The 18,291-nt window shown below is 72.6% G+C and carries 15 protein-coding genes and 3 tRNA genes; 9 read left to right on the forward strand and 9 right to left on the reverse strand.

Features of this window, described 5'->3' with window-relative positions:
- Nucleotides 1-34: 34 nt before the first annotated feature.
- Together IE237_RS12225 and IE237_RS12230 are read right to left on the reverse strand one after the other, a co-directional pair.
- Entirely contained in the window at nucleotides 35-739 is a 705-nt protein-coding gene (locus tag IE237_RS12225; RefSeq protein ID WP_189801935.1) for a SanA/YdcF family protein, read from the reverse strand.
- Between the two features lie 38 nt (nucleotides 740-777).
- Nucleotides 778-1,500, reverse strand: coding sequence for an aquaporin (locus IE237_RS12230; protein WP_189801936.1), 723 nt, complete (start codon nucleotides 1,498-1,500; stop codon nucleotides 778-780).
- 76 nt (nucleotides 1,501-1,576) lie between these two features.
- Between IE237_RS12230 and IE237_RS12235 the strand changes: the two genes are divergently transcribed.
- The 6 genes from IE237_RS12235 (at nucleotide 1,577) to IE237_RS12260 (ending at nucleotide 9,144) form a co-directional block, all read left to right on the forward strand.
- Nucleotides 1,577-2,278: a hypothetical protein gene (locus IE237_RS12235; RefSeq protein ID WP_189801937.1), complete on the forward strand. Its 702-nt coding sequence runs from the start codon at nucleotides 1,577-1,579 to the stop codon at nucleotides 2,276-2,278.
- 140 nt (nucleotides 2,279-2,418) lie between these two features.
- A complete protein-coding gene (locus tag IE237_RS12240) occupies nucleotides 2,419-3,303 on the forward strand; it encodes a sirohydrochlorin chelatase (protein ID WP_189801938.1) in 885 nt (294 codons plus the stop codon).
- Between the two features lie 35 nt (nucleotides 3,304-3,338).
- The gene (locus IE237_RS12245; RefSeq protein ID WP_189801939.1) at nucleotides 3,339-4,658 is read left to right on the forward strand and encodes a deoxyguanosinetriphosphate triphosphohydrolase; all 1,320 of its coding nucleotides are present in this window, start codon (nucleotides 3,339-3,341) and stop codon (nucleotides 4,656-4,658) included.
- Nucleotides 4,659-4,775: 117 nt separating this feature from the next.
- Entirely contained in the window at nucleotides 4,776-6,035 is a 1,260-nt protein-coding gene (locus tag IE237_RS12250) for an NAD(P)/FAD-dependent oxidoreductase (protein WP_189801940.1), read from the forward strand.
- 65 nt (nucleotides 6,036-6,100) lie between these two features.
- Nucleotides 6,101-7,990, forward strand: coding sequence for a DNA primase (gene dnaG / locus IE237_RS12255; protein ID WP_189801941.1), 1,890 nt, complete (start codon nucleotides 6,101-6,103; stop codon nucleotides 7,988-7,990).
- Between the two features lie 113 nt (nucleotides 7,991-8,103).
- Nucleotides 8,104-9,144 (forward strand): RNA polymerase sigma factor, encoded by a 1,041-nt coding sequence (locus IE237_RS12260; protein ID WP_229842603.1) that lies wholly within the window; start codon nucleotides 8,104-8,106, stop codon nucleotides 9,142-9,144.
- On the opposite strand, the gene IE237_RS12265 is transcribed toward IE237_RS12260, so the two are convergent.
- The 5 genes from IE237_RS12265 to IE237_RS12285 all read right to left on the reverse strand — a co-directional run bounded on the left by IE237_RS12265 (nucleotide 9,141) and on the right by IE237_RS12285 (nucleotide 15,897).
- The gene (locus tag IE237_RS12265; protein ID WP_229842605.1) at nucleotides 9,141-10,319 is read right to left on the reverse strand and encodes a TerD family protein; all 1,179 of its coding nucleotides are present in this window, start codon (nucleotides 10,317-10,319) and stop codon (nucleotides 9,141-9,143) included. The two genes, IE237_RS12260 and IE237_RS12265, sit on opposite strands and share 4 nt — an antisense overlap.
- A 61-nt stretch (nucleotides 10,320-10,380) precedes the next feature.
- Entirely contained in the window at nucleotides 10,381-12,309 is a 1,929-nt protein-coding gene (locus IE237_RS12270) for an ABC transporter ATP-binding protein (RefSeq protein ID WP_189801943.1), read from the reverse strand.
- Entirely contained in the window at nucleotides 12,309-14,042 is a 1,734-nt protein-coding gene (locus IE237_RS12275; RefSeq protein WP_189801944.1) for an ABC transporter ATP-binding protein, read from the reverse strand. Before IE237_RS12275 ends, IE237_RS12270 begins: the two co-directional genes overlap by 1 nt.
- Before the next feature lie 75 nt (nucleotides 14,043-14,117).
- On the reverse strand, nucleotides 14,118-15,557 hold the full coding sequence (locus IE237_RS12280) for an FGGY family carbohydrate kinase (RefSeq protein ID WP_189801945.1): 1,440 nt from the start codon (nucleotides 15,555-15,557) through the stop codon (nucleotides 14,118-14,120).
- Between the two features lie 28 nt (nucleotides 15,558-15,585).
- Nucleotides 15,586-15,897: a YtxH domain-containing protein gene (locus tag IE237_RS12285; protein ID WP_189801946.1), complete on the reverse strand. Its 312-nt coding sequence runs from the start codon at nucleotides 15,895-15,897 to the stop codon at nucleotides 15,586-15,588.
- Between the two features lie 136 nt (nucleotides 15,898-16,033).
- Between IE237_RS12285 and IE237_RS12290 the strand changes: the two genes are divergently transcribed.
- From IE237_RS12290 to IE237_RS12300, 3 genes are all read left to right on the forward strand, one after another.
- A tRNA-Asn gene (locus IE237_RS12290) sits at nucleotides 16,034-16,106 on the forward strand.
- A 5-nt stretch (nucleotides 16,107-16,111) separates the two neighbouring features.
- A tRNA-Asn gene (locus IE237_RS12295) sits at nucleotides 16,112-16,184 on the forward strand.
- A 166-nt stretch (nucleotides 16,185-16,350) separates the two neighbouring features.
- Nucleotides 16,351-16,427: transfer RNA gene (locus IE237_RS12300), tRNA-Ile, on the forward strand.
- 112 nt (nucleotides 16,428-16,539) lie between these two features.
- On the opposite strand, the gene IE237_RS12305 is transcribed toward IE237_RS12300, so the two are convergent.
- Nucleotides 16,540-17,421: a hypothetical protein gene (locus IE237_RS12305; protein WP_189801947.1), complete on the reverse strand. Its 882-nt coding sequence runs from the start codon at nucleotides 17,419-17,421 to the stop codon at nucleotides 16,540-16,542.
- 32 nt (nucleotides 17,422-17,453) lie between these two features.
- Nucleotides 17,454-18,257: a hypothetical protein gene (locus tag IE237_RS12310; protein ID WP_189801948.1), complete on the reverse strand. Its 804-nt coding sequence runs from the start codon at nucleotides 18,255-18,257 to the stop codon at nucleotides 17,454-17,456.
- Nucleotides 18,258-18,291: the final 34 nt, after the last annotated feature.

The following is an 18,291-nucleotide window of genomic DNA, read 5'->3' on the forward strand; positions in this document are numbered from 1 at the left end:
GCGTCCGGCGTGTTACGCGGGGCGGCGCCGCGTATTACGGGCGCGGTGCCATGCCCTCCGCCGGCCGGGCCGCGGCGGGTGAGGCGAGCGCCTCGGCGACGCCCTTCTCCTCCGGGCCCAGGAAGTGCGGGTCGGGGCGGAGTCCGGCGTCGAGGGCGGCCTTGCCCGCGGCGAAGAGCTCCCGGGTGGTGCCGTAGTACCAGGTGCGGTCGTGGGGCTCGGGGACCCCGACCCCGTAGGCGTCGACACCGGCGCGGTCGCACAGCGCGACGGCCCGCTTGATGTGGAAGTCCTGGGTGACGAGGACGGCCCGGTCGACGCCGAAGACCTTCCGGGCGCGGACGCAGGAGTCCCAGGTGTCGAAGCCCGCGTAGTCGCTGACGATCCGGCCGTCCGGCACTCCGCGCGCGGTGAGGTACGCGCGCATGGCGCTCGGTTCGTCGTAGGCGGTCCGGCTGTTGTCGCCGGTGACGAGGAGGACCCGGACCTTGCCCGTGCGGTACAGCTCGGCGGCGGTGTCGAGGCGGTGCGCGAGGTAGGGGGTGGGACGCCCCTTCCAGAGGCCGGCGCCGAAGACGACGGCGACGTCCCGGGCGGGCACGTCGGCGGTGGTACGGAGCTTCCCGGCGGCCGCGGTGTGCATCCAGGTGGCCGGGGCGAGGGCGAGGACGGCGCCCAGCATCACGGCCTGGACGGTGCGTCGGCGTGCCCGGGTGGTGCGGGGGAGCCGAGCCGGCATGCGGGAACCTCCGTGGGGCGTGGAGCGGTGTCGTGCTGTCACCCCGTCCGACGCGCGTCGGCGGGATTCGGTTCGCCGGACGCCCCGCGTGTTCCGTACAACACACCGGCGAGGCCCATCCCGAGCAGCATGCCGAGCAGCTGCGCGGCGGCGAAGGCGGGCACGGACGCGGGGGCGATGCCGGTGAAGGAGTCGGAGAACGAGCGGCCGAGGGTGGCCGCCGGGTTGGCGAAGGAGCCGGAGGAGGTGAACCAGATGGCCGCGCCGATGTATCCGGCGACCGCGACGGGGGCGAGCCCGGGGCGGCCGATGTGGCGCAGGCCCTGGACGACGAGGACGAGCCCGGCGGTGGCGACGGCCTCGCCGAGGAGGAGGTGGAGCGCCGAGCGCGGCTCGGTGGCCCAGGCGCCGGGCGCCCGCCCGAACATGGCCTCGGCGAGCAGGGCGCCGGTGACGGCCCCGGCCAGCTGGGCGGCGATGTAGGCCAGGACGTCGCGCCCCTTGCTGTCGTGCCGCCGGGACCACCACTCGGAGAGCGTCACGACGGGGTTGAAGTGGGCGCCGGAGAGCGGGCCGATGAGGGCGATGAGCAGGCCGAGGCCGAGGGCGGAGGCGGCGGCGTTGGCGAGCAGCCGGACACCGGTGTCCTGGCTGAGGGAGTCGGCGCGGATGCCGGAGCCGACGACGACGGCGACGAGGGCGGCGGTGCCGATGAACTCGGCTGCGGCGCGCCGGGGGAGCGCGGGCGGGGACATTCTCATGGTGGAAAAGATATTCCGTGATTCGGAATGAAAAAAGGGGGGAGGGGAGAGGTGCGACCCCCCTACGATCGACGTCATGATCATCGATGACGTCCTCGGGGACGCGGTCCGCAACAACGTCGAGTGGGTCCAGGCCATGTGCCGCTCCCACGGGCTCACCGGAACCTTCGGCCCCCGCGCCTGGACCAGCGCCGCCCGTACCCCGCTCTACTACCCGGACGCGGTCACCCTGACCGCGGACGCGGAGGTGGCGGACATCCTGGCCGGCATCGACCGCACCACCCCCGGCGCCTCCGTCAAGGACAGCTTCGCCCGGCTCGACCTGGCCGCCGAGGGCTTCCGCCTCCTCTTCGAGGCCCAGTGGATCCACCGCCCCGTCGGACTCCCCGCCCCCGCCGCCACCGGCGACTGGCGCCCGGTCCGCACCGCGGAGGAGCTCGCCGCCTGGGCCCTCGCCTGGAGCGGGGACGACGCCGACGACGCGGAGCTCTTCGGGCCCGAGCTCCTCGCCGACCCGGCGACGACGATCGTCGCGGGGTACGCGGCCGACGGCCGGATCCTCGGCGGGGCCGTCCTCAGCGCGAGCGACCGGGTCACCGGCCTCTCCAACCTCTTCGCCACCGGGGACACCGACCCGTCCGTCACCTGGGCCGGCGCGCTCGCCGCCGCGCCCGCGGACCGCCCGCTCGTCGGCTACGAGCCCGCCCACCGCATGCCGGCGGCACGCGACGCCGGCTTCGAGGAACTGGGCCCCCTCCGCGTCTGGCTGAGCGCCTGACCCACGCACCCGCCGTCGTGCGCCCGCGCCCGCCCCGGCGGGCGCGGCCCACAACGGAGGTCCGCGTGGTGTGAGGGCGTGGCAAAGACACGTCACCCGGCCGAAACGGCCAGGCAACGCGCCCCCGCCAGGATCGCTCCATGACGGACCAGGACAGCACGTTCGACAGCGCCGCCGAGCTGCTCGGAAGGATCACCGAGCAGCTCGGGAGCCGACTCGGCCAGGTGCGCCCCTACGGCCACGCCCCCCGTCGCCCGCCACGCAAGCACGACGAGGAGGCACACCCGCCGATGACCGCCCCCACCCTCGTCGCCGTGGGTCACGGCAGCCGCGACCCCCGCGCCCGGGCCACCCTCGCCCGCCTCCTCGACCGCGTCCGCGAGCTGCGCCCCGGACTCGACGTCCGCCTCGCCCACATCGAACTGAACGCCCCGCTGCTCGACGAGACCCTCGCGGACCTGGCCGCCGACGGCCGCGACGCCGTCCTCGTCCCGCTCCTCCTCGCCCCCGGCCACCACGTCACCCACGACCTGCCCGCGGCGGTGGCCGCCGCACCCGCACACGCCCGCGTCGCCGACCCCCTCGGCGCCCACCCCCTCCTCGTCGAGGCCCTCGCCGACCGCCTCGCCGAGGCCGGCTGGACCCCCGGCGAGGGGGACGGCGTCGTCCTCGCCTCCGCCGGCTCCCGCGACCCCCGGTCCGGCGCCGAGACCCGCCGGATCGCCGCCCTCCTCGGCGAGCGCCTCGGCGGGGTCCCCGTCGTCCCCGCGTACGCCTCCGCCGCCGCGCCCACCGTCCCCGACGCCCTCCGCGCGCTCGCCGCCCGGGGCCGCCACCGGGTCGCCGTCGCCTCCTGCTTCACCGCCCCCGGCCTCTTCGCGACGCGCGCCGCCGCCCACGCCCCCTGGATCGCCTCCGCCCCCCTCGGCGACCACCCGGCCCTCGCCCGGCTGGTCCTGCACCGCTACGACCGCTCCCGCACGGCCCGTACCACCACTCCCGCGCGGGAACTCGCCGCCATCTGAGCGCTTCTGTCGGTCCCTCCGGTTACCTTCGAGGCATGGAAGGCATCACGGACACCTCAGGACAGGACACCCTCACCGACACCCCCGGGTACGACTCCGCCGCGACCGAGCGCTGGGCCGCGGAGCCCGACAAACGCCCCGGGCGCACCGCCTTCCAGCGCGACCGCGCCCGCGTGCTGCACTCCTCCGCGCTCCGCAGGCTCGCCGGCAAGACCCAGGTCGTCACCCCCGGCACCCGGAGCCACGCCTGGGACGCCAGCCCCCGCACCCGGCTCACCCACTCCCTGGAGTGCGCCCAGGTCGGCCGTGAGCTCGGCGCCGCCCTCGGCTGCGACCCCGACCTCGTCGAGGCCGCCTGCCTCTCCCACGACATGGGCCACCCGCCCTTCGGGCACAACGGCGAACAGGCGCTCAACGACGTCGCCAAGGACTGCGGCGGCTTCGAGGGGAACGCCCAGTCGCTCCGGCTCCTCACCCGCATCGAGCCCAAGCGCTTCGTCAAGGACGCCGACGGGGACCTCGTCAGCGTCGGGCTCAACCTCACCCGCGCCGCCCTCGACGCCGCCACCAAGTACCCGTGGGCGCGCGGCGGTCACCCCGAGGACCCCGGCTCGCCCAAGTTCGGCGTCTACGAGGACGACCTGCCCGTCTTCGAGTGGATCCGGCAGGGCGCCCCCGCCCACCGCAAGTGCTTCGAGGCCCAGGTCATGGACTGGTCCGACGACGTGGCCTACTCGGTCCACGACTTCGAGGACGGGCTGCACGCCGGGCACATCGACCCCAACATGCTGTACGCCGAGCCCGAGCGCGCCGACGTGTTCGCCGTGGCCCTCGGCCGCTACGTACCGGAGGACACCGACCCGCAGGAGCTCGCCGAGGCCCTCGACCGGCTCGTCGACCAGGAGTGGTGGCCGCACGGGTACGACGGCTCGGCCGTCGCCCAGGCCCGCCTCAAGGACGCCACCAGCCAGCTCATCGGCCGCTTCTGCCTCGCCGCCGAGGGCGCCACCCGGGAGGCGTACGGGTCCGGTCGTCTCACCCGTTACGCCGCCGAGCTCGTCGTCCCCCGCGCCACCCGCAACGAGTGCGCGGTCCTCAAGGCCGTCGCCGACCGGTACGTGATGCAGCGCGCCGAGCAGGAGGCGCTCCGCGCCGACCAGCGCATCGTCGTCGCCGAGCTCGCCGAGGCCCTCGTCGCCCGCGCCCCCGACGGCCTCGAACCGCAGTTCCGGGCCGCGTTCGACACGGCCCCCGACGACCGGGCCCGCAAGCGCGTCATCGTCGACCAGATCGCCAACCTCACCGACGCCTCCGCCCGCGCCCTGCACGCCCGGCTGCGCGTCCGCCCCGTGTAGGGCCTCTTCCGTCACCTCCCCCGGTACGGGACCCTCGCAGGCACGGCCCGGGGAGGTACGACGGGACGAACGCCCGGGGGCGTAGGTTGGAACCGGTCGCAACGAGGAGGAAACGACGTGGTCGACGCAGATCAGACCTTTGTCATCGTCGGCGGGGGCCTGGCAGGGGCCAAAGCGGCGGAGACCCTGCGCGCCGAGGGGTTCAACGGCCGAGTGATCCTCATCGGCGACGAACGCGACCACCCGTACGAGCGCCCACCGCTCTCCAAGGGCTACCTCACCGGCGCCAAGGAGCGCGACAGCGTCTTCGTCCACGAGGCCGCCTGGTACGCGGCGAACGACGTCGAGCTCCACCTCGGCCAGTCCGTCACCGCCGTCGACCGCGACGCCCGCACCGTCCGCCTCGGCGACGGCACCGTCATCCGCTTCGACAAGCTGCTCCTCGCGACCGGAGCCGAGCCGCGCCGTCTCGACGTCCCCGGCACCGAGCTCGCCGGCGTCCACCACCTGCGCCGGCTCGCCCACGCCGACCGGCTCCGCCAGGTCCTCGCCGGCCTCGGCCGGGACAACGGCCACCTGGTGATCGCCGGCGGCGGCTGGATCGGCCTGGAGGTCGCCGCCGCCGCCCGCGGCTACGGCGCCGAGGTCACCGTCGTCGAGGCCGACCCCACCCCGCTGTACCGGGTCCTCGGCCCCGAGCTCGGCCAGCTCTTCGCCGACCTGCACACCGACCACGGCGTCCGCTTCCACTTCGGGGCCCGGCTCACCGAGATCGTCGGCCAGGACGGCATGGTCCTCGCCGTCCGCACCGACGACGGCGAGGAGCACCCGGCGCACGCCGTCCTCGCCGCGATCGGCGCCGCCCCCCGCACCGCCCTCGCGGAGAACTCCGGGCTCGCCCTCGTCGACCGGGCCGACGGCGGCGGCATCGCGGTCGACGAGTCCCTGCGCACCTCCGACCCCGACATCTACGCCGCCGGCGACGTGGCCGCCGCCCACCACCCGCTGCTGCACACCCGGCTCCGCGTCGAGCACTGGGCCAACGCCCTCCACGGCGGCCCGGCCGCCGCCCGCGCCATGCTCGGCCGGCACGTCTCGTACGACCGGGTGCCGTACTTCTTCACCGACCAGTACGACCTGGGCATGGAGTACTCGGGCTGGGCGCCGCCCGGCTCGTACGACCAGGTCGTGGTCCGCGGCGACACCGGCAAGCGCGAGTTCATCGCCTTCTGGCTCAAGGAGGGCAGGGTGCTCGCCGGCATGAACGTGAATGTGTGGGACGTCACAGACCCCATCCAGGAGCTCATCCGCGCCCGTACGGCCGTGGACCCGGAGGCCCTCGCGGACGCCTCCGTCCCCCTGGAGACCCTGATCTGAAGGGGGCGCGTCACCCGACCCCCACATCTCGGGGGGCGACCCCCGGACCCCCGTACACTTCATGCGTGGCAGGCAGGATCAACGATGACGACGTGAAGGCGGTACGGGACGCGGTCCCGATCGACGCCGTCGTGTCCGAGTACCTCCAGCTGCGCAACGCGGGCGGCGGAAACCTCAAGGGTCTCTGCCCCTTCCACGACGAGAAGTCGCCCTCCTTCCAGGTCAGCCCCAGCAAGGGACTCTTCCACTGCTTCGGCTGCCAGGAGGGCGGCGACACCATCGCCTTCGTGATGAAGATCGACCACCTCTCCTTCTCGGAGACGGTCGAGCGCCTCGCCGCGAAGGCCGGCATCACCCTCCGGTACGAGGAGGGCGGCTACAACCCCGGCCACCAGCGCGGGGAACGCATCCGCCTGATCGAGGCCCACAAGATCGCCGCCGAGTACTACGCCGGGCAACTCGGCTCCGCCGAGGCCGAGATCGGCCGGAAGTTCCTCGCCGAGCGCGGCTTCGACCAGGCCGCCGCCGAGCACTTCGGCGTCGGCTACTCCCCGGCCGGCTGGGACCACCTCACCCGCTTCCTGCGCGGCAAGGGCTTCTCCGACAAGGAACTGATCCTCTCCGGCCTCTCCCAGGACGGCCGCCGCGGCCCCATCGACCGCTTCCGGGGCCGCCTCATGTGGCCGATCAAGGACGTCGGCGGCGAGATCGTCGGCTTCGGCGCGCGCAAGCTCCGCGACGACGACAACGGCCCCAAGTACCTCAACACGCCCGAGACGCCGATCTACAAGAAGTCCCAGGTGCTCTACGGCGTCGACCTGGCCAAGAAGGACATCGCCAAGGTCAGCCGGGCCGTCGTCGTCGAGGGCTACACCGACGTCATGGCCTGCCACCTCGCCGGCGTCACCACCGCCATCGCCACCTGCGGCACCGCCTTCGGCGGCGACCACATCAAGATCCTCCGCCGGCTCCTCATGGACAACGGCTCGGCCCGCGTCATCTTCACCTTCGACGGCGACGCCGCCGGCCAGAAGGCCGCCCTGCGCGCCTTCGAGGACGACCAGAAGTTCGCCGCCGAGACGTACATCGCCATCGCCCCCGACGGCATGGACCCCTGCGAACTCCGCCTCGCCAAGGGCGACGAGGCCGTCGCCGAACTCGTCCAGCCCCGCACCCCGCTCTTCGAGTTCGCCCTCCGCCAGATCGTGACCCGCTACGACCTGGAGACCCCGGCGGGGCGCGCCGCCGCCCTCGACGAGGCCGCGCCGATCGTCGCCAAGATCAAGAACATCGCCTCCCAGCACGAGGTCGCCGTCCAGCTCGCCGGCATGCTCGGCATCCTCGACACCCAGTTCGTCGTCCGGCGGGTCGCCCAGATCGCCCGCTGGCAGCGGCAGGGCGGCGAGCGGGGCCCCGGCCGGCAGCAGACCCCGCGGACGTACGACACCCCGGCCCCCGTCGCCGCGCCCCCGGGCCCCGCGCTCAACCTGCGCAGCCCCGCCCACCGCACCGAGCGGGAGCTCCTCAAGCTCGCCCTCCAGCGGCCCGAACTGGTCTCCCCGGCCTTCGACGCCTACGGGGCCGACGAGTTCACCGCCCCGCCCTACGCGGCCGTCCGCCAGTGCGTCCAGGACGCGGGCGGCGCCACCGGCGCCCCCTCCGACTACCTCGAAGCCGTCCGAGAGGCCGCCCCCAACGACTCGGTCCGCGCCCTCGTCACCGAACTCGCCGTCGAGACGATCTTCGCCAAGACCGTCGACGAGGCCTACGCCGGCGACCAGCTCGTCACCGTCCGTCTCCGCGCCGTCGACCGCCGCATCCGCGACGTCCAGGGCACCCTGGCCCGCCTCGGCGCGAACGGCGACCCCGAGCAGCTCTCCGCCGTGCAGAACGAGCTCTGGGTGCTCACCCAGTACGGCCAGTCCCTGCGGAACAACGGCGCCGCCGCACTCTGACCGTCGGTCACGGTCCGGACTCAAAAAGTCACCGCACGCCCCTCGTGGCGGCGATGTGTCGTACCCCACACTGGATGACGGTGTCGTTCCGCCCCTCCTGGAGGTCGCCCGCCGTGCAGACCGAGACCGAGACCCGGACCGTGTCGCAGGAGCCGTCCCCCGACGAACCGTCCCCCGGCGAACGGGACGAGCTGCCGGAGATCCCCGTCCAGCGCCGCCGCACCGGCGACCCCGGCGGCAGCGGACCCTCCTCGGACCTGTTCCGCCAGTACCTGCGCGAGATCGGCCGCATCCCGCTGCTCACCGCCGAGGAGGAGGTCGAACTCGCCCGCCGCGTCGAGGCCGGGCTCTTCGCCGAGGAGAAGCTCGCGAGCGCCCCCGACCTGGAGACCCGGCTGGCGGCCGACCTGGACCGGCTCGTCGTCCTCGGCCGGATCGCCAAGCGCCGGCTCATCGAGGCCAACCTCCGCCTCGTCGTCTCCGTCGCCAAGCGGTACGTGGGCCGCGGCCTCACCATGCTCGACCTCGTCCAGGAGGGGAACCTCGGCCTCATACGGGCCGTCGAGAAGTTCGACTACGCACGCGGCTACAAGTTCTCCACGTACGCCACCTGGTGGATCCGCCAGGCCATGTCCCGGGCCCTCGCCGACCAGGCCCGGACCATCCGCGTCCCCGTGCACGTCGTCGAACTCATCAACCGGGTCATCCGCGTCCAGCGCCGCATGCTCCAGGAGCGCGGCTACGAACCCACCGCCGAAGAGGTCGCCGCCCAGCTGGACGTGGCCCCCGAGCGGGTCGGCGAGGTCCTCCGCCTGGCCCAGGAGCCCGTCTCCCTGCACGCGCCCGTCGGAGAGGAGGAGGACGTCGCCCTCGGCGACCTCATCGAGGACGGCGACGCCGCCTCACCCGTCGAGTCGGCCGCCTTCCTGCTGCTCCGCCGCCACCTGGAGGACGTCCTCTCCACCCTCGGCGAACGCGAACGGAAGGTCGTCCAGCTCCGCTACGGCCTCGACGACGGCAGGCCCCGCACCCTGGAGGAGATAGGGCGCATCTTCGGCGTGACCCGCGAACGCATCCGCCAGATCGAGTCCAAGACCCTCAACAAGCTCCGCGACCACGCCTACGCCGACCAGCTGCGCGGCTATCTCGACTAGCCGATCTCCTTGACCGTGAGCGTCCACGGGCCGTCCGCCCTGAAGAGCAGCAGCAGGGGACCCGGCGGGAGCGGGACGGTGTGCAGCAGCGGATCGGTGTCGCTGATGACCAGAGTGGGCCGGGTCGTGAGGGCCGTCTGTCCGGCGACCTCGTGGCACCACATGCCGACGTAGCCGCCACCGTCCTCGTTGCCCTCGAAGCGCACCTGGAGATCGGCCGCGCCGCCGGTGTACAGCAAGGCCTCGGCACCGTACCCCCGCAGCGTCCCTTCGAGCCGGCGGGCGGCGGCGACGGGCTTCACCCGCAGGGCCCACCGGTTGTACGCCCGGACGCGCAGCCGCAGGGCCCGGCGCTCGGGGGCCGGTGTGACCGAACTGCCGGTGAAGTCGGGGAGGGTGGTGCTGAACAGGTACTCCCCGTCCTTGTTGCGCCTGTCGAGGGGGAAGACGGCGAAGTAGCCCCGTCCCTCGTGCGCGGTCTCGACGAGGACGGGACCGGGCGGGACGCGGTCGTCCACCGTGACCACCTGGTCGCCGTCGCCCGAGACCGTGAACGGCTCGAATACCGGGCCGAACTCCCAGCCCCCGACGAGTTCGTACGGCCGGTCGGCCGGCGGGAACGGCCCCGCGGCGACCGGTGCGGCGACCGGCGTGACGACCGGTTCCGCGGGAGCGGGCGCGCCCTCCGCGGGCCGCGCCTGTCCCGGCATCTTCGTGACCCCCGTCAGCGGCACGGGACCGGCGACGGCCGGCTCCTCCTCCGCCACCTCGACCCCGTACGCCGTCACGAGCCCGGCGAGCCCGGAGCCGTAGCCCTGCCCGATCCCGGCGAACTTCCAGCCGCCCGACTCCCGGAAGAACTCCGCGAAGGCGACGGCCGTCGCGTCCGGCGTGCCCGCCACCGTGTACGAGGCGACGGCCGTCCCGTCCGGGGCGACCGCCGTCAGCGCGCCGCCGTCCGCCGAACCGGCGATCACGATCCGCTCGACCGCCGCCTCCACCTCGTTCAACGCGAGTACCAGCGACTCCGGTTCGTGCCGTACCGCCCCGGACGGATGGGCGGGCTGCCCGTCGAAGACCATGTCCGCGTCCCCCCGGACCCGGCCGTCCGTGCCGAGCAGCAGCGCCGCCACGTCCACGCCCTCGGCGCCCACGCGCAGGGTGACCGAAGGCACCCAGGAATTCTTCGCCATGTGACCCATGCCGCACATCATGCGGCATGGGTCACGGGCGAGTTCAGTCGACCTCGGCGACCGCCTGCGCGAACTGCGCCGCGTACAGCCGGGCATAGGTCCCGCCGGACGACAACAGCTCCTCGTGCGTGCCCTGTTCGACGATCGAACCGCTCTCCATCACCAGGATCACGTCCGCGTCCCGGATCGTGGAGAGCCGGTGCGCGATGACGAAGCTCGTCCGGCCGTGGGCCAGACGCGCCATCGCCTTCTGGATCAGGACCTCGGTGCGGGTGTCGACCGAGCTGGTCGCCTCGTCCAGGACGAGGATCACCGGGTCGGACAGGAACGCCCGCGCGATGGTGATCAGCTGCTTCTCGCCCGCGCTGACCCCCGCCCCGTCGTCCTCGATCACCGTGTCGTACCCCTCGGGCAGGGTCCGGATGAACCGGTCGGCGTGGGCGGCGCGCGCCGCCTCCTCGACCTCGGCGCGGGTCACCGCGCGCGTGGCGCCGTACGCGATGTTGTCCGCGATGGTGCCGCCGAAGAGCCAGGTGTCCTGGAGGACCATGCCGATGCCCTTGCGCAGCTCCTCGCGGGACATCTTCGTGACGTCCACCCCGTCCAGGGTGATCCGGCCGTCCGTCACCTCGTAGAACCGCATCAGCAGGTTCACCAGGGTCGTCTTGCCGGCGCCGGTGGGGCCGACGATCGCGACCGTCTGCCCCGGGTCCACCGTGAGCGTCAGGTCCTCGATGAGCGGCTTGTCCTCCTCGTAGCGGAAGGAGACGCCCTCCAGCGCCACCTTGCCCTTGAGGCCGAGAGGCTTCTCGCCCGTCGGGCTGTCCGGCTCCTGCTCCTCGGCGTCGAGCAGCTCGAAGATCCGCTCCGCCGAGGCGACACCGGACTGCACCAGGTTCGCCATCGACGCGACCTGCGTCAGGGGCATCGAGAACTGGCGCGAGTACTGGATGAAGGCCTGCACGTCACCGATGGACAGGCTGCCGGTCGCCACCCGCAGACCGCCGACCACGGCCACCAGGACGTAGTTGATGTTCGAGACGAAGAACATCACCGGCTGCATCACGCCGCTGTTGAACTGCGCCTTGAACCCGGCCTCGTACAGGGCCTCGTTCTGCTCGCGGAAGTCCTTCGCGGACTCCTCCTGCCGGCCGAAGACCTTCACCAGGGCGTGCCCGGAGTACATCTCCTCCACGTGCGCGTTGAGCGCGCCCGTGGACTTCCACTGCTGCACGAAGTGCGGCTGCGAGCGCTTGCCGATCTTCGCCGCGACGACGACCGAGACCGGCACCGTCACCAGGGCCACCAGGGCGAGCAGCGGCGAGATCCAGAACATCATCCCGAGCACGCCGACGATCGTGAGCAGCGAGTTGACCAGCTGGCCCATCGACTGCTGGAGCGTCTGCGAGATGTTGTCGATGTCGTTGGTCGCCCGGGACAGCACCTCGCCGCGCTTCGCCTTGTCGAAGTACGAGAGGGGGAGCCGCGCCAGCTTCGTCTGGACGTCCTCCCGCATCCGGTAGACCGTCCGGTTGATCACCTTGATCGACATGCGGGTGGAGATCAGCATCAGCAGACCCGCCGCCACGTAGATCGCGAGGACCCAGAGGAGGACCTCGCCGACCGCGCCGAAGTCGATGCCCTGGCCGGGGGTGAAGTCGACCCCGGACAGCATGTCGGCCATGCCGCCCTCGCCGTCGGCGCGCAGCTTCTCCAGGGCCTGCGCCTTCGTGGCGCCCTCGGGCATGTTCCGCCCGACGACGCCGGCGAAGATCAGGTCCGTCGCCTTGCCGAGGATCTTCGGGCCGACCACGGAGGCGGCCACCGACAGCACGCCGGCGACGAGCATCGCCCAGAGCGTGCCGCGCTCCGGCGCCAGCTGCCGGAGCAGTCGCTTGCCCGAGCCCTTGAAGTCCATCGACCGCTGGTCGGGGCCGCCACCGGCCATCATGCGTCCGCCAGGACCGGCCATCAGGCTGCCTCCGCCTCGGTCAGCTGGGAGAGCACGATCTCCCGGTACGTCTCGTTGTCCGCCATCAGCTCCCGGTGCCGTCCGGTGCCCACGACCCGGCCCTCGTCGAGGACCACGATCCGGTCGGCCTCCCGGATGGTCGACACGCGCTGGGCGACGATCACCACGGTCGAGTCGGCCGTCTCCTCGGCCAGCGCGGCCCGCAGCAGGGCGTCCGTCTCGTAGTCGAGCGCGGAGAAGGAGTCGTCGAAGAGGTAGATCTCCGGACGCTGCACGAGCGTCCGCGCGATGGCGAGACGCTGCCGCTGCCCGCCGGACACGTTGGTGCCGCCCTGCGCGATCGGGGCGTTCAGACCGCCCTCCAGCCCGGACACGAAGTCCTTGGCCTGGGCGACCTCCAGGGCGTGCCAGAGCTCCTCGTCGGTCGCGTCGGGCTTTCCGTACCGCAGGTTCGTCGCCACCGTCCCCGAGAACAGGTACGGCTTCTGCGGGACGAGCCCCACGGTCCTCGCCATCAGCTCCGGGTCGAGCCTCCGCACGTCCACGCCGTCGACGAGCACCTCGCCGCCGGTGGCGTCGAAGAGCCGGGGCACCAGCCCGAGCAGCGTCGACTTGCCGCTGCCCGTCGAGCCGATGATCGCGGTGGTCTCACCGGGCCGGGCGACCAGCTCCACCTCCTTGAGGACGGACTCCTCCGCGCCCGGGTACCGGAAGTCCGCGCTCCTGACCTCCAGATGCCCGCGCCGCAGCAGCTTCGTCACCGGCTCGGCCGGCGGCACGACGCTCGTCTCCGTCCCGAGGACCTCCTCGATGCGCTCCGCGCAGACCTCGGCGCGCGGCACCATCATGAACATGAAGGTGGCCATCATCACGGCCATCACGATCTGCATCAGATACGCGAGGAAGGCGGTCAGCGCGCCGATCTCCATGCCCCCGCTGTCGATGCGGTGCGCACCGAACCACACCACGGCCACGCTGGAGACGTTCACGACGGTCATCACCGTCGGGAACATCAGCGCCATCAGCCGCCCGGTCGCCATCGACACGTCGGTCAGCTCGCCGTTGGCCCCGCGGAAGCGCTCCTCCTCGTACCCGTCCTTCACGAAGGCGCGGATGACCCGGTTGCCGGTGATCTGCTCGCGCAGCACCCGGTTCACCGTGTCGAGCCGCTCCTGCATGGTCCGGAACAGCGGCCGCATCCTCCGCACGATCAGCGAGACGGCGACGCCGAGGACCGGCACCACCGCGAGCAGCACGCCCGACAGGGGGACGTCCTGGCCGAGCGCCATCACGATGCCGCCGACGCACATGATGGGCGCGGACACCATCAGGGTGAACGCCATCAGGACCAGCATCTGGACCTGCTGGACGTCGTTGGTCGTACGGGTGATCAGCGAGGGCGCGCCGAACTGGCCGAGCTCCCGGGCGGAGAAGGACTGCACCCGGTCGAAGACCGCGCCGCGGATGTCGCGGCCGAGGGCCGAGGCGGTCCGCGCGCCGTAGTAGACGGCGCCGATGTTGCAGACGACCTGGACGACGGAGACGCCGACCATCAGGGCGCCGGAGCGCAGGATGTAGCCGGTGTCCCCGTTGACGACACCGTTGTCGATGATGTCGGCGTTCAGGGTGGGCAGGTAGAGGCTCGCGCAGGTCTGCAGGAACTGCAGGAGGACGAGCAGTGCGATGGGTTCTCTATAGGGCCGCAGGTGGGTTCGGAGAAGTCTTATGAGCACGGCTCCTACTATCGCCCGCGCCCCGGGAGCGTTACGACTCGGTTTCGGGGTGCGGACGGAGCCCTGGGCAAGACTTTACGAACCGAAAGCGCCCGGGTGGATCTGCTCCCGCGTCGCCACGTACTGCTGCCGCACCGCCTGCCCGGCGGACAGGTCCTCGCCGGGCTCCAGGATCTGCGCGACCGCGCCCTGCCAGGCCGGGGGAGCGGACGGGGACAGCGTGCCCCGCGCGACCCCGAGCGCCCAGGCGGCCTGCCGGGCCGCGCCGAGCGCCGCGTAGTCCGCCGGCTGCGGGACGACGACCTGGGCGCCGAAGAGCGCCGGTGCCAGGGCCTGCACGGCCGGCAGGGCGGCCGCCGCGCCGAGCAGGAAGACCCGCCGGACCTCGACGCCCCGCCCGCGCAGCACGTCCATGGCGTCGGTGAGGGCGCAGAGCATCCCCTCGAACGCCGCCCGCGCCAGGTGCTCGGGCTTCATCGACTCGCGCCGCAGCCCGCTGAGCGTGCCCGCGGTGTGCGGCAGGTTCGGGGTCCGCTCGCCCTCCAGGTAGGGCAGCAGGACGAGCCCGGAGGCGCCCGGAGTCGACTTCAGGGCCAGCGCGGAGAGCTCGTCGAGGGACTCCAGGCCCAGCATCTCGGCGGTGCCGCGCAGCGCCCGCACCGCGTTCGACGTGGAGACGACGGGCAGGTGCATCCCGGTGGCGTCGGCGAAGGAGGTGATCATGCCGCTGGGGTCGGCGAGGGCCTCGTGGTGCACGGCCATCACGGAGCCGGAGGCGCCGAGCGAGACCACGGCGTCGCCGGGGCCGAGGCCGAGGCCGAGCGCGGCGGCCATCGTCTCGCCGGTGCCGGCGGAGACGAGGAGGCCCTCAGGGGTGATGCCGGCGGCGTCGGAGGGCCCGAGGACCTCGGGCAGCACGGCCTGGTGGCCGAGGGCCAGGTCCACGAGGTCGGGGCGGTACATGCCGGTGCGGGCCGACCAGTAGCCGGTGCCGGAGGCGGCGCCGCGGTCGGTGGTGCGCCGGGCGGGGCGGCCGAGGAGCTGCCAGACGAGCCAGTCGTGGGGCTGGAGGATCATCGCGATCCGCTGGGCGTGCTCGGGCTCCGTACGGGCCAGCCAGCGCAGTTTCGCGACCGCCTGTCCGGCGCCGGGCACGCTGCCGACGGCCTCGGCCCAGGCCTGCCGTCCGCCCAGCGACTCGACGAGGTCGGCGGCGGCCACCTGCGCCCGCTTGTCGTTGCGGACGAGCGCGGGCCGCACCAGGCCGCCCTGCGCGTCGAGCGGCACGAGCCCGTGCTGCTGCGCGGAGACGCCGATGGCCTCCACGCCTTCCAGGAGCCCGCCGGTGGCGGCCTCCCCGAGCGAGAGCAGCCAGGTCTGCGGATCGACGTCGACGGCCTTGGGTTCGCCGGGATGAGCGGCGTACCCCTGCCGCAGTACGGCACCCGTGTCCGTGTCACAGACGACGATGCGTGTGAACTCCGCAGAGCTGTCCAGTCCGGCGACTATCCCCATGACACAGATTCTGCCGCACGCGGGGGCCTCAGGTGTTGCTGGTGCCCCAGTCCTCGTCGTCGACCTTGCCGTTCACCCGGCCGCGCCGGCGCAGCGCGTCGACCCGGTCGGTCACGGAGGACGGCAGCCGGTCACCCACCTTGTCCCCGACCAGGTGCGCGGCCTTGCCCGCGGCCTGGCGCCCGGTCTGGGCGGCGGACTCCGCGGCGTTCCGCACGGCGGGGTTCCGCGCGAAGTCCTTCGCGGACTTCTTCATCTGCTCGTAGCGTTCGCGCCCGGCCCGTGTGCCGATCACGTAACCGAGGGCGAGTCCCACGACGAACGTCAGCTTGTACCGCACGGCTGCGATCCTTCCCTGGAGGCCCTGGGGATACCGATTGGCGGAGCACCCCCCTGCTTGCGCTAATGTATGTCTCGCAGCGAGCGAGCGCCCTCCCGGTTCAGCCGGACTGGGTACGATCGGTGCAACGCAGCAATCCCCTGTAGCTCAATTGGCAGAGCAGCCGGCTGTTAACCGGCAGGTTACTGGTTCGAGTCCAGTCGGGGGAGCGCGATCCCCTGTAGCTCAATTGGCAGAGCATTCGGCTGTTAACCGGAGGGTTGCTGGTTCGAGTCCAGCCGGGGGAGCGAGACGGAAGAGGACCCTTCGGGGTCCTTTTTCGCGTCTCCGGGAACCATGTGGAGCGCGGTGCGGTCTTCATGGTCGAGCAGAGCCGATCATCCGGAGCAGGAGATCGTATGAGCGGCTATGCTGCGGCAGACGGCGCGCACACATGTACGCGCCTCACCGTTCGGGGCGGTAGCTCAGCCGGTTAGAGCAGCGGACTCATAATCCGTCGGCCGTGGGTTCGAGTCCCACCCGCCCCACCACTGCCCGTGGCCGCAGGAAGGTTTCCTCCGCGACCACGGGCTTCTTGCTTCCACGGTGCACCCGGGGTGACGCGCCTCACGACAGCGACACGCCCGCAGTCACCCGGACGCCTCAGTCGGAGCGGAAGGCGACGCGCACCGCGTTGTTCGCCGGCACGACGAGCACGTTGCCGCCCTTCTCCGCCCAGTCGTCGGGGATGAGGAACATCCGGCCGTTCGCCTCCGCGAGGAGACGCAGGCCCTCGTACCGGTACCGGAACCGCTGCGGGGGTCCGGCGACGGGCAGGACCGTCTCGCGTACCTGCCGGGGCGGGAAGTAGAGGCGTTCCGCCGTGTCGACGGTCACGGCCGGGCGCAGCCACAGATGGCGCGCCAGGTAGCGGGCCTCGTCGGTGCCGTGCCGCTTGGCGTACGCGTGGACCGCCCAGAAGGAGCACAGCACGACCAGCGCGGCGACGAGCGCGAGCGCCAGCCGCTCGCGCGCCACCGGGTAGGAGGTGCCGGTCAGCTTGAAGGACAGGGCCCTGCCGTACACGACCAGGACCAGTCCGCAGCCCAGCAGCAGCGGGGTGTCCATCGCCCCGGCGCGCCACACGCCGAGCCCGCCGAGCATGCCGAGGGTGAACATGACCAGGCCGCAGACCGAGAGCGCGTACGGCGCGAGGCGGCCGCCCGGTGGCAGGTGTGTGCTCCTGTCCCCGAGCGTGCGTGCCGCGTAGTAGACCAGGACGCCGGCCAGCGCGACGGTGAGCGCCGTGCCGGCGGGTACGTAGAGGGCGGCCGCGCTGCGCATCGCGTAGTCCCGGGGGGAGAAGCCGAGGGTCGCCGCGTCGATGCCGAAGTACGCGTACTGGGCGTCGGTGAAGGCGAAGCCGAAGTACAGCAGCAGGGCGCCGATGAAGGTGGTCGGCGCGACCAGCGTGGTGAGCGTGACGACCCAGTTGCCCCAGGGGCTCCTTCCGCTCCCGTCGTCGTCGGGTTCGCCTTCGGCCATGCGGCCCCCTTCGCTCGGGCGGCTCGGCCGGGTCAGCGGGACCGTCCGGGACCGGCCGAGCTGCCGCCGGCGGTGTCGCCGGCCGTGTCTCCGGTGGTCCCTTCGGAGGTCTCTCCGGTGGTTCCTTCGGTGGTGTCGCCCGTGGTGTCTCCGGTGGTTCCCTCGGTGGTGTCGCCCGTGGTGTCCCCGGTGGTTCCTTCGGAGGTCTCTCCTGTGGTTCCTTCGGTGGTGTCGCCAGTCGTTCCTTCGGTGGTGTCCCCGGTCGTCTCACCGGGCGGCGGCACGATGTCCGCGGAGATCGGTTCGCTGACCTCGTCCGAGACTCCGCCCTCGTTCCGGAGGATCGCGCAGACCTGGCGGGTCGCCTTCGTGTTCCCGCCCTCCTGCGAGAACGTGAACTCCGGTGCGTCCTCGCCCCCGGGGGACAGGTTCACGGTCCGGCTCGGCGGGATGGCCGGCCGGTTCTCCTCGCCCGGTGTGCAGTCCAGGACCCAGAGCGTGCCCACATAGGGATCGGACGACGGGTTCGTGACCGTCTTCTTGTAGCTCTGCGGCCAGTGGCCCGAGAAGCCGTCGGAGAGCCGGCCCGCGCGGCTGAAGCTCCCGTCGTCCTGCTCCTGCTTCCGTCGCTCCTGCTCGTCCTCGTCCTGATCGGGCTGCCCCGTTGTCCCGGCGGTCGCGGTGGCGTCCGTGGAGACGTCCGAGTCGGGGGTCGGGTTCCCGTCGCCCCCGGAGGAGCAGCCGGCCAGCGGGGCGGCCGCGGCGCAGAGGAGGGCGAGAGCGAGGAGCGCGCCCCTGGACCTGCTCCGGTGACGAGCAGTCGTGCGGCCGCGCATGGAGCCTCCCGAACCGATTCCGTCAGGGCGGAGT

The organism is Streptomyces tanashiensis, from assembly GCF_014648895.1.
Classification (GTDB): Bacteria; Actinomycetota; Actinomycetes; order Streptomycetales; family Streptomycetaceae; genus Streptomyces; species Streptomyces tanashiensis.

What these genes read in the sequence shown, in the direction of transcription:
- IE237_RS12305 (WP_189801947.1), bottom strand. Translation starts at nt 17,421, where the DNA reads ATGGCCGAAGGCGAACCCGACGACGACGGGAGCGGAAGGAGCCCCTGG.
- IE237_RS12270 (WP_189801943.1), bottom strand. Translation starts at nt 12,309, where the DNA reads ATGGCCGGTCCTGGCGGACGCATGATGGCCGGTGGCGGCCCCGACCAG.
- IE237_RS12235 (WP_189801937.1), top strand. Translation starts at nt 1,577, where the DNA reads ATGATCATCGATGACGTCCTCGGGGACGCGGTCCGCAACAACGTCGAG.
- IE237_RS12310 (WP_189801948.1), bottom strand. Translation starts at nt 18,257, where the DNA reads ATGCGCGGCCGCACGACTGCTCGTCACCGGAGCAGGTCCAGGGGCGCG.
- IE237_RS12245 (WP_189801939.1), top strand. Translation starts at nt 3,339, where the DNA reads ATGGAAGGCATCACGGACACCTCAGGACAGGACACCCTCACCGACACC.
- IE237_RS12240 (WP_189801938.1), top strand. Translation starts at nt 2,419, where the DNA reads ATGACGGACCAGGACAGCACGTTCGACAGCGCCGCCGAGCTGCTCGGA.
- IE237_RS12225 (WP_189801935.1), bottom strand. Translation starts at nt 739, where the DNA reads ATGCCGGCTCGGCTCCCCCGCACCACCCGGGCACGCCGACGCACCGTC.
- IE237_RS12280 (WP_189801945.1), bottom strand. Translation starts at nt 15,557, where the DNA reads ATGGGGATAGTCGCCGGACTGGACAGCTCTGCGGAGTTCACACGCATC.
- IE237_RS12230 (WP_189801936.1), bottom strand. Translation starts at nt 1,500, where the DNA reads ATGAGAATGTCCCCGCCCGCGCTCCCCCGGCGCGCCGCAGCCGAGTTC.